Origin of the sequence: Halobacillus karajensis (assembly GCF_900108515.1) — a bacterium.
GTDB classification, from domain to species: domain Bacteria; phylum Bacillota; class Bacilli; order Bacillales; family Halobacillaceae; genus Halobacillus; species Halobacillus karajensis.
On record NZ_FNWW01000008.1, the window covers coordinates 158,304 to 168,680 of the forward strand.

11 protein-coding genes are annotated in these 10,377 nt (G+C 40.9%); 8 read left to right on the top strand and 3 right to left on the bottom strand.

Going from position 1 to position 10,377, the window contains the following annotated elements:
- Nucleotides 1–14 precede the first annotated feature (14 nt).
- Nucleotides 15–797, top strand: a complete 783-nt coding sequence (gene cobA / locus BLW54_RS16185) for a uroporphyrinogen-III C-methyltransferase (protein WP_035508163.1) — start codon at nt 15–17, stop codon at nt 795–797.
- 13 nt (nt 798–810) lie between these two features.
- Nucleotides 811–1,533, top strand: a complete 723-nt coding sequence (locus BLW54_RS16190) for a sirohydrochlorin chelatase (protein WP_074735879.1) — start codon at nt 811–813, stop codon at nt 1,531–1,533.
- A gap of 100 nt (nt 1,534–1,633) precedes the next feature.
- On the opposite strand, the gene BLW54_RS16195 is transcribed toward BLW54_RS16190, so the two are convergent.
- The gene (locus BLW54_RS16195) at nt 1,634–2,398 is read right to left on the bottom strand and encodes a PAS domain S-box protein (protein ID WP_035508164.1); all 765 of its coding nucleotides are present in this window, start codon (nt 2,396–2,398) and stop codon (nt 1,634–1,636) included.
- A 293-nt stretch (nt 2,399–2,691) separates the two neighbouring features.
- On the opposite strand from BLW54_RS16195, the gene rlmD reads away from it, so the two are divergent.
- Nucleotides 2,692–4,173 carry a 23S rRNA (uracil(1939)-C(5))-methyltransferase RlmD gene (rlmD, locus tag BLW54_RS16200; protein WP_074735881.1) on the top strand — a complete coding sequence of 494 codons (1,482 nt, stop codon included), beginning with the start codon at nt 2,692–2,694 and terminating at the stop codon, nt 4,171–4,173.
- A gap of 161 nt (nt 4,174–4,334) precedes the next feature.
- Here rlmD and BLW54_RS16205 read toward each other — a convergent pair whose 3' ends face one another.
- A complete protein-coding gene (locus tag BLW54_RS16205; RefSeq protein ID WP_074735883.1) occupies nt 4,335–5,750 on the bottom strand; it encodes a hypothetical protein in 1,416 nt (471 codons plus the stop codon).
- A gap of 393 nt (nt 5,751–6,143) precedes the next feature.
- On the opposite strand from BLW54_RS16205, the gene BLW54_RS16210 reads away from it, so the two are divergent.
- The 4 genes from BLW54_RS16210 (at nt 6,144) to BLW54_RS16225 (ending at nt 9,249) form a co-directional block, all read left to right on the top strand.
- Nucleotides 6,144–7,001: a GRP family sugar transporter gene (locus BLW54_RS16210; RefSeq protein ID WP_035508166.1), complete on the top strand. Its 858-nt coding sequence runs from the start codon at nt 6,144–6,146 to the stop codon at nt 6,999–7,001.
- A gap of 13 nt (nt 7,002–7,014) precedes the next feature.
- A complete protein-coding gene (locus tag BLW54_RS16215; RefSeq protein ID WP_074735904.1) occupies nt 7,015–7,800 on the top strand; it encodes a glucose-1-dehydrogenase in 786 nt (261 codons plus the stop codon).
- A 223-nt stretch (nt 7,801–8,023) separates the two neighbouring features.
- Complete coding sequence (locus tag BLW54_RS16220; protein ID WP_035508167.1) at nt 8,024–8,446, top strand: CBS domain-containing protein; 423 nt, start codon at nt 8,024–8,026, stop codon at nt 8,444–8,446.
- Between the two features lie 65 nt (nt 8,447–8,511).
- Nucleotides 8,512–9,249 carry a YqjF family protein gene (locus tag BLW54_RS16225; protein ID WP_074735886.1) on the top strand — a complete coding sequence of 246 codons (738 nt, stop codon included), beginning with the start codon at nt 8,512–8,514 and terminating at the stop codon, nt 9,247–9,249.
- 134 nt (nt 9,250–9,383) lie between these two features.
- On the opposite strand, the gene BLW54_RS16230 is transcribed toward BLW54_RS16225, so the two are convergent.
- Nucleotides 9,384–9,761 (bottom strand): DUF2512 family protein, encoded by a 378-nt coding sequence (locus tag BLW54_RS16230; RefSeq protein ID WP_035508168.1) that lies wholly within the window; start codon nt 9,759–9,761, stop codon nt 9,384–9,386.
- Between the two features lie 260 nt (nt 9,762–10,021).
- On the opposite strand from BLW54_RS16230, the gene BLW54_RS16235 reads away from it, so the two are divergent.
- On the top strand, nt 10,022–10,377 hold a 356-nt coding region (locus BLW54_RS16235), incomplete at its 3' end, for a hypothetical protein (protein ID WP_074735888.1).

Below are 10,377 nucleotides of genomic sequence, written 5' to 3' on the forward strand. Positions count from 1 at the left end.
AGGAGGAAAAGAAAATGGGAAAAGTATACTTAGTTGGTGCGGGTCCTGGGGATCCTGAGTTAATTACTGTAAAGGCATTAAAGTGTATTCAGCAAGCAGAAGTGATTTTATATGATCGTTTAGTTAATAAAGAGTTGCTGCGGGAAGCAAGACCAGACGCTGACTTGGTTTATTGCGGCAAGCTGCCAAACTTGCACACGATGAAACAAGAGACAATTAATCATCTGTTAGTAAAATATGCGACCCAGGGCAAGGTGGTCACGAGACTTAAGGGGGGAGATCCATACGTATATGGCAGAGGTGCAGAAGAAGCGGGAGAATTGGCGAAAAAAGGCTTGGAGTACGAGGTGGTTCCTGGTATTACAGCTGGGATTGCGGCCCCGGCCTTTGCCGATATCCCTGTCACTCACCGTGAATTGTCCAGTTCATTTGCCATAGTGACAGGCCATCGTCCCAAAGGGAAACCTAGAGATATTGATTGGGAGAGTTTAGCCAAAAGTGTGGATACCATAGCGATTTACATGGGGATTGGAAATCTTCCATATATTTGTGAACAATTGCTTAAATATAAAGAGGATACACCTGTAGCCATCATTCAACAGGGGACTACGGAAAACCAACAAGTCGTCACAGGAACGCTAAAATCTATTGTTCATATCGTTGAGAAAGCAGACGTAAAGAATCCGGCGATGATTATTGTAGGCGAGGTAGTTCGTTTCCGTAATCGAATGCAGCAATTTAAACTTCTAAATCAACAACATGTCGATCATTCCCCTATAAAATTAGAAAAAGCATAGAGGGGGACCTTACATGCAAGCTGTACTTTACGTATGCCATGGCAGTCGTATGAAGGCGGCAGTCAATGAAGCGGTAGACTTCACAAAAGAATGTATGAAAACCGTCGCTGCCCCTCTCCAACTCTGTTGCTTTTTGGAATTCTCTAACCCGTCGGTTCAAAAAGGAATAGAAGAATGTGTGCGAAGAGGGGCAAAGGAAATCGCCATTGTCCCTGTACTCTTGCTGACCGCTGTCCATGCTAAGAAAGACATTCCTGATGTGTTGAATCGTGCAAAAAAGATATATCCAAACGTAGAGTTTACCTACGGGCGTCCTTTAGGGATTCAAAAAAGACTGGTGGATGTATTAGTAGAACATATTGAAAAAGAGAGAGAGACCCCGAATGATATGCATCTATTATTAGTTGGCAGGGGAAGTAGTGATGAGGAGGCAGTAGAAGATACGAAGACGATTGCCCGATTACTAGAGCAACGAGTGAACGTTCATGTTCACGTTTGCTTTCTCGCTGCGGCTCATCCACATTTTGAAAAGAAATTACAGGCAATTATTTCTGGAGGCGCTCATCATATTGTCATTCTACCTTATTTATTATTTACTGGGTTACTCATGAAAGATATTAAAGACACCGTCCATGAATTTCAATCCAAAAAACAAAAGGTAACAGTTTGTGATTACTTAGGGGGACACCGCAATGTGCCTCATGCCTTAAGGGATAGAGTATTAGAATTAATATAATCAATTGGATGAGTTTAAAGGAGCATTAGTAAAAAAAGGACCACTAATGCTCCTTATACATAGGAACATATTTCATTCGTTTCATTAGGATTTAGACGATTTATTGAACTTTTAAATTTACTCCCAAGTAAGAAAGAGCATCTTTGACCGTAGCCATTGTTGGGATGGAAGATAAATCTGTATGTAAGTTTGTTGCGGCCATAGATAATTCAGGCCTTAAGCCTGTGATAATAGGACGCACACCAAGCAGAGATAACACACTGTTTATTCTAAAAAGATTATCAATGACAACACTATCTAAAGTATAAATGCCTGAAAAGTCAATAATTAAATAACTGATGTCTTGCTTCTGCACTTTTACTGGGACAATCTCTAAAAGTAATTGTGCTTTCTCTTCGTCAAATTTCCCCACTAATGGGAGCACGGCTATTTCGTTTAAGATAGGAACCACGGTTGCAGACAATTCATTTATTTGTTTGATCATTTCCTTTTGCTTTTTTTCTATTTCTTTTCGATCAGTGATGTCACGGATGTATGTTTGTATGGCCTTTTTATTCTCAACCACAATTGGGTGACAATATAATTCAACTTCAACTGTCGTTCCATCTGCTCTATATATTGTTTCTTCTATTACTTCCGCCGGATGTCCATAGGCAGATTGTATTCTTTTCCTAATCGCCCCCTTTGACGTTTCCTTAAATATATCTAACGGGCTCCCACCGATCACTTCTTCTTTCTCCGTTTTAAAAAACTCTTCGGCAGCCTGGTTTATATAAATAATCTTATAATCAGTATGGATAATGAGTGGATCAAGAGAATATTCTGTAACCTCACGATAATCGATGTCTGAAATTTTATCACTCACAATTTTCCCCCTTTCATTAAAAAGGTATCGTTTCTCATGATTATTATCAAGGAGTTATCCTCGTATCGGGATGTAAGTGAAAGTATTTCCTAACGGGGAAGACATAATATGTGGGGCAATGGGAAGGTTCACTCAACGTAAGATTTTAGCGGCTTCTCTCCTTTAACAGAGCGTTAACACAGTCAGGCTTCATAGCCTTATTATTGTGTTGGCTGATTTTTATGAACGGTTATTTTACCCTCCGCTATGGGTAGTTTATAATGAGAGCAAATAAACAAAGACAGGAAGTGCCTATGAGTAAACGAAAGAATAAGGGAAATTGGAAATCCAAACGATCTGAAAGACCCTATGGGAAAAAGAACTCCTTGAAAGATCGACCATCCAAAAAGAAACGGAAGGAAGTCGATGCGCCTCGACGTCATAAGGAACCCATAACCGCAGAGGTGACCTGCTCAGGTCTGACGAATGAAGGGAAGGGTATTGCCGAGTGGAAAGGAAAACAGCTGGAAATACCTCTTCTGTTGCCTGGTGAAAAGGCTGAGGTGAACGTGTTTCATAAAGGGCGATTTGTGAATGCAGAGTTGAAGCGCGTCATCACTCCAGCTAAGGAACGGGTGGATCCACCGTGTCCGTATTATTACAAGTGTGGGGGATGTCAACTTCAGCACATGAGTAACCAAGCCCAATCTCGTTTCAAACAGGACACGATAGATACCTTAATGGAACCCTTCTTAAAGCCGAAGCCTATTATGACGATGGATCATCCGTATGATTACCGAAATAAAAGCCATACAACATTCGGCCTGAATCACAAGCGTCAAGTCATTGGGGGGCTTTATGCTCTGAATACTCATGAAATTATCCCGATGGATCAGTGTCTAATTCATGATCCGAAAGCGGACGAGATTGTGGAGACCATCAGGGACTATATGAAAAACTCAAAAATGCAGCCGTACAACGAAGATACTGGACAGGGATTTTTGCGGCATGTATTGATTAAAGTTGGCAAAGTCAGCGGGGAGATCATGTTGGTGCTGGTCGCCGCTTCCTCTGAATTTAAGGGGAAAAGGAATTTTATGAAAGCTATACGAAAGGCTCACCCGGAAATTACGACCATACTGCTGAATGTAAATAGGCGGGACACCAGCGTCGTTTTGGGCGATCAGGAGGAAGTTCTGTTTGGTAAGGGAACGATTACAGACATTTTATGTGGACTGAAGTTCGAGATCTCGGCGAAATCGTTTTATCAAATCAATCCGCTTCAAACAGAGCATTTGTATGGAAAAGCCATTGAAATGGCTGAGTTGACAGGAAAGGAAACCGTGGTCGATGCCTACTGCGGGATTGGTACGATTGGTCTAGTTGCCAGCCGGAAAGCTGGAAAGGTAATTGGTGTCGAGATGAATAAAGATGCGGTTCGCGACGCCATCCAAAATTCGAAACGTAACGGTGTGAAAAATGCGCGATTCTATCATGGGGATGCCGGGGAATTCATGGTAGAGATGGCAAAGCGCGGGGATAAGGCCGATGTGGTGATCATGGATCCTCCAAGAAGCGGGAGTGACGAAGCGTTCTTATCAAGTGTTGCTAAGCTGCAGCCGAAGCGGATTGTATATGTGTCCTGTAATCCGGAAACGCAGGTGAGGGACTTGAAATACTTGGTGGAGAATGGGTATGAGGTTGAAGGAATTCAGCCCGTGGATATGTTTCCACAGACTTTTCACATTGAGTCAGTTGCAAAGTTAGTATTAAAAGGGGAACCAACTAATAAGTAAGAATAGTTGCTTCATAATAGATGCCCGTCCCTAGTGAAAAAAGTATGAACTTCGCAGGGGACAGGAACTTTTTTTATAAAGTGGCATACCTGTCTGAATTATACTATTCCATAAAAAAGATGGCGGGCAAATACCCGCCATCTTTTGGTTAGTGTTTTTTCCTATAAAAAGAATACAACAAATAGTTGAAGATAAATCTGCACCATGACATAAAAGACAAGGGCGAATCTGTAGTTGAATAGCCATCCGTTCTTGATGATGCTGAGTCGGTTCACAGAACTTAGAATGATCGATGGCAAAATCAACGGAGATAACATAATCGAAATGACACTTCCTGATGTAATCCCCAGCACGACAATCTCTGGAGGGTAAGGGAGATCAACGCCTTGCAAAATTCCTGAGACGAGGACAATGACCGTCAATGGACCAAGTCCGATAAATCCTAAAATGATAACAACAAATGGAAGTACCCATAAGAAATTGAGGAACGGGACAGCATCTGTTACGTAAAAGAGGCCGTCAATAATATATTCCCCATACCCCGATTGATTCACCGCATCGATCAAAAATCCAGCTGCCAATAGTATTGAGAATTGTTGTGCTTTTTTTGGAATGCTTGTCGATACATATATTTTCCCGTTTTCCGTGATCGCACTGCTTCTTCGACGAATGATAAAGTAGAGAATGACCCATGCTACGATAACGATAGGGATAATGAGCAATAGCTCCACGTCCCAAATTGCGTTGAGGAGAAAAATGGAACCGAATAAAGTCACAAAAAGCAGGCCGAATTCGAGTGCGTCCCGGTTCCCTTCCGTCTCCTGTTTTTTTTGTTCTGCAATCTTAGCCAGCTGCTCTTGAATACCTGCCGTAAGATCCACTCCGTAATGCCGTTCTTGAAAGTACGAGAAGAGAACCGATAACAAGATCCCAACAAAGGAGATAAAAAAACCTTGCAAGATCGATAACCCTAATGATGCTCCAAGGGCTTCAACAGCAAAAATAAAACTTGGTATACTAACAACCCATAATGTTGTTAAAGAGAATCCCCGAAGTAAAGCGGTTCCTTTATAATTCTCCCATACCTCGCCTTTTTGATTACTTAAAAAATCGTTGATCATTCCATATACCATAGGAATAGAACCAAATAATAGGAAATAGGAGATGATCTGCGTAATCACCATCATCCCAAAATAAAACTTACGACTTGTATTGAGAAGTTTCTGAGCAAAATTAATGACGGATTCAATGTATGGCTTTTCTTCCAATACCCAGCTAATCATAGGAACGATAAGCAAGAGGGAAATCAGTCCGCTCATTACTGTAAAGCCAGACATGCTTGCTTGTATAAGAGAGGTACCTGCTGATATATGAACAATTAAGGCGATGACAACAAGTAAGATCGATATCCATGCCTGTTTCAGGGGCAAGAAGAAATACCCGGTAATAAAAGTGGCCAACCCCAATAAGGAAAGAGTTGTCGAAAGCTCTTCTCCACCTGTTAAGGAACCGATGAAATGCATGAGTACATATAAACTAATAAATAAGGTATAACCTCGTGTAGCCAGTTGTACCATTGTTGTTGCTCCAATCCTGGTTCAGTATTTTAACTTACACATCGTAACACATGGAAGATAAATTATCTTGTATCCTGCCCAAGAGGCGAGAGTGATAAATAACTACCTTTTAAGAGGAGGAAAACTATCCCGAGTAGACAAAAGTGAGTAGATTCCCCATTACCTGGAAATTATATTGCTTCAAAGCTTCTTATTACATCTATCATTTCTCAACGGCTGCAACGCTGACTAATCTGCACCTCACCTCGAATTTCTATTACAAGTTTATAAAGTCTATAGGTCATCGGATAACACCTTTCATTAATATTGCCTTTTAAAGGACTGTTCTTCGTTCATTCCTTGTGAATGAAAAAATACATTGGAGTAAGAATAACCTTAAAAGGTGGTGTGTCAGTGGATATTTTAATTGCTCTGATTCCTGCTCTGATGTGGGGAAGCATATTACTTGTGGCCTCAAAACTTGGTGGAGAACCGGATAATCAAGTGGTGGGAACTACATTCGGCGCTCTTCTCTTCGCGATCGGGGTTTTCTTTTTTATTTCTCCTGATTTCACCTTAACAGCTGTTATTGTAAGTTTCATTTCCGGTCTGCTTTGGTCGTTAGGGCAAATGAATCAATTCAAAGCTGTAACGCATTTAGGAGTGTCAAAAACTTTACCTATTTCAACGGGGTTACAACTGATAGGGACCTCATTATTTGGTGTTTTAGTTTTTGGAGAATGGTCAAGCACTATGAAATTGATCATTGGAATCTCTGCCCTAATCATAATTATCATCGGAGTCGTATTCACCTCTTATCAACAGAAAGATGAGGAAGATAAGGATAAGCAAAGCCCCTTGACCAAAGGGATTCCAATATTATTAATCTCGACCGCTGGCTATGTAGGTTATGTGGTGGTTATTCGCTGGTTTTCAATCGATGGGTGGACAGCTGTGTTGCCCCAGTCAGTTGGAATGGTGGTTGGCGCGGTTTTTTTAAGTATTAAGGAGAAACCCTTCAGTAAATATACGCTACGTAACTTGATTCCAGGGTTCATGTGGGCAGCAGGTAATCTTGCTTTGCTGCTTTCCATTCCAAGAGTTGGAACAGCAACTAGCTTTTCTTTATCACAAACAGGGATTATTATTTCTACGCTCGGTGGTATTTTTTTATTAGGTGAAAAGAAAACAAAAAAACAAATGATCTTTGTCATCATTGGCTGTGTTCTTATTATCATCGGTGGAGTGATGCTTGGGTTTACAAAAAAATAAAGGGGTTTGGAACATGTATAATGACTTAAAAGGGCAGGTAGCTATTGTTACAGGGGCTTCCTCCGGTTTAGGAAAAGCAATTGCTAAACGTTTCGGCGCTGAGAAAATGAAGGTAGTAGTTAATTATTTAGATCAAGAGAAAGAAGCAAAAGATGTCGTCAATGAAATTCATCGCTTAGGTGGAGAAGCTGTCGCAGAACAGGGGGATGTATCTAAAGAGGAAGATATAGATCGTCTTATTACCTCGGCTCATGAAAACTTCGGGTCGCTTGATGTAATGATGAATAACGCAGGCATTCAGACAGAAACCTACTCCCATGAAATGTCACTTGAAGAATGGAATAAGGTGATCTCCGTAAACCTGACAGGGACTTTCCTAGGGTCCACGAAAGCAATTGCTTATATGCTTGATCATCAAATTAAAGGATCCATTATTAACATGTCTAGTGTCCATGAAGTTGTGCCATGGCCCTATTTTGTTCATTATGCCACAAGTAAAGGCGGGATGAAACTCCTTACCCAAACGTTGGCCTTGGAATATGGCGGGAAAGGAATCCGGGTGAATAATATAGGCCCTGGTGCGATTAACACGCCTATAAATAAAGAAAAGTTCTCTAACCCTGAGGAAAGGGAAGGGGTTTTATCTATGATTCCAATGAAGGAGATTGGAGAACCTGAACAGGTAGCTTCCATTGCTGCTTTCCTAGCTTCTGAGCAAGCGAGTTATGTTACAGGTTGTACCTTATTTGTCGATGGAGGCATGAAACTTTATCCATCATTTCAAGCAGGAAGAGGATAAAGACAATCGGTTTATTTTAAATAATCGCTAAAGTGTAAGAAAAAAGTGGATTGGTATAGAGCGGCTAGTCAAGAAACCTACTTCTATAATATAGTAATGAACTGGTCTTACCGTAGTATGACGTTTGGTTTAATTTTCAACTTCACGTTTAACATCCACCAAATCATGGCAATGGGGAGAATGTAGACCCATTAAAAATCTTACTTGAAAGGTGGATGGAACCATGAGCGTAGTTAAAGAGTTGTTGAACACAGACTTGGCTACATGTAAGGCTACAGATGATTTGTTTACCGTCGCTAAGCAAATGAAAGACGCGGATGTAGGTTTTGTCCCTCTGGTAGAAGGTGAAAAGTTTGTGGGTGTCGTTACAGACCGTGACATTGTTGTCAAAGGGCTTGCCAAAGGTTCAGCCGATCATGTAAAAGCTTCAGATGTAATGACTGAAAAAATCATTACTGGCTATCCAGACATGCATACGGAAGAGGCAGCTCGTTTAATGCAAGAACATCAAATCAAACGACTGTTAGTTGTAGAAAATGATTCCGTCAAAGGTGTTGTCTCTCTGGGAGATGTGGGTGTGCAAGGTTCTGATGAAGCTGCAGCTGATATTGTGCGTGAAGTTTCTAAAGGTGCTGCAAATAACTAGGCATATAAGGTAGAATGCGCAGTAGTAGGGTTTCTTCTACTGCGCTTTTTTAAGGAGGGAAAGTGATGTATGATAAAATCCTCAAACAAACAGCTCATCGATCCTCATCTCTTCCAAATGGAGCGTGGATGATGAGTCAAAAGTGGGAAAACCTTCTTTTTATGCATTTCCCTGTATCCAAACAAGCGCTACAATCCTATCTTCCTGATGGGATGGTCATGGATTGCTATCAAGGAGACGCATGGGTGACAATTTTGCCATTTGAAGTGTCGGATATGCATTTCCGAAAGACCCCGTCCATCCCATATCTACATACGTATTTAGAGCTGAACGTGAGAACATACGTAAAGAAGAACGGCATACCAGGCTTGTATTTTTTTAGCTTGGATGCGAACAAACTGTTGACTGTTTTAGGAGCAAGAATGACTACCCTCCCTTATTACTATGCTCGGATGGACATGTGGCGAGAAGGAAACACTATTCATTATAGAAGTAAGCGATGGGGAAGATCGAAGGCTAGTTTGCAGGCTTCTTTTCTTCCTTATTCCTCACCTTATCTCCCAAAGCAAGAGTCTATAGATAAATGGCTGCTTGAGAGGTACTATGCCTGGAAGACCAATAGGAAATGTACGGTTGAAATAGGAATCCACCATATGCCCTGGGAGATTCAAGAAGTGGAAGCAAACATCCAGACCTATCAGTTAACCCCATTTAATTTTGAAAACCTTGGGAAAGGAAGGGTGGTCTTTCATTTTTCTCCCGTCAAACGTGTCTTATTTTGGCCGATGAGAATCCTAAAATAGATTCTCTCCATAAAACTAAAGGTTTGAAAAATGGAGGGAAGACTTTTATATTTTTCCCAAACCTTTTGAAAAAAGTGGTATAAAAAACAGCTCCTGACTTTTATAGTACAGGAGCTGTTTTTTCGTGGAGTTATTTAGTGGGCGTAGGAGCGGACGCGGTTATTCTTGGGTAAAACATGTGACGCTAAATAGACGTGAAATCCATATTCTGCGATGGCAATGATGACAGCTGAGATGAATGCAGCAAGGGGGGCTGACCCATCTATAGTTATGAACCAACTGACGGCTGCCCATACGACAAGGAACGTTAAACCTAGATCAGCTAGTGTGGCTGGTAAATTGTTTGCTTTTGGAAGTATAAAAAGATCTCCAGCCAGATAGGATATGCCCCCTAGGACTAGAGTGAGCAGTAATACTCCTCCAAAGGAAGCTCCATACCCAACTCCTAAGACGAGATAAAGGACAATCAGTGTCAAAACGCCTTTGACTAATAACGCTTTAACATGCTCCATAGGGTCATTCTCCTTTCTAAAATTAGGTTTATGTTTCTATAACCGGCCATTTACTCTAATAAACGTAAAAATTACAAATGAGTATTCGATGATAGATTTGCAAAATAACAGGACAATGTCGAAATTTTTACGAAAATATTAATGCTATTGCAAAAAAATAACATTTAAATTTTTAATAGAAAATGAAGTTTATTTTTTCTGGGAAACGAGTAAAAAACTTATGTGACACGATATAAATTTTCTAAAGGAGGTCCATCGAAATGGCGAAAAATAATCAAAGAAGTATGACTACAGAGGAAGCTGGCCGTAAAGGCGGGGAAAAAACGTCCCGTAAATACGATCAAGAGCATTTTGAAGAGATCGGTAAAAAGGGTGGAGAAAAAGTAGCGGAAGAATACAGCCAAGAGCACTTTGAAAACATTGGTCAAAAAGGCGGAGAAACGACTAGCGAAGAATATGGTCAAGATCACTTCGAAGAGATTGGCCAAAAAGGTGGAGAAAAAGTGGCGGAAGAATACAGCCAGGAACACTTTGAAGATATCGGTCAAAAGGGTGGAGAAACCACCAGCGAAAAATACGGGGAAGAACATTATGAGAAAATTGGCCAAAAAGGCGG

Bases quoted from the DNA above. Each gene is read 5' to 3' on its own strand.
- cobA (WP_035508163.1), top strand. From the start codon at position 15: ATGGGAAAAGTATACTTAGTTGGTGCGGGTCCTGGGGATCCTGAGTTA.
- BLW54_RS16190 (WP_074735879.1), top strand. From the start codon at position 811: ATGCAAGCTGTACTTTACGTATGCCATGGCAGTCGTATGAAGGCGGCA.
- rlmD (WP_074735881.1), top strand. From the start codon at position 2,692: ATGAGTAAACGAAAGAATAAGGGAAATTGGAAATCCAAACGATCTGAA.
- BLW54_RS16205 (WP_074735883.1), bottom strand. From the start codon at position 5,750: ATGGTACAACTGGCTACACGAGGTTATACCTTATTTATTAGTTTATAT.
- BLW54_RS16215 (WP_074735904.1), top strand. From the start codon at position 7,015: ATGTATAATGACTTAAAAGGGCAGGTAGCTATTGTTACAGGGGCTTCC.
- BLW54_RS16220 (WP_035508167.1), top strand. From the start codon at position 8,024: ATGAGCGTAGTTAAAGAGTTGTTGAACACAGACTTGGCTACATGTAAG.
- BLW54_RS16225 (WP_074735886.1), top strand. From the start codon at position 8,512: ATGTATGATAAAATCCTCAAACAAACAGCTCATCGATCCTCATCTCTT.
- BLW54_RS16230 (WP_035508168.1), bottom strand. From the start codon at position 9,761: ATGGAGCATGTTAAAGCGTTATTAGTCAAAGGCGTTTTGACACTGATT.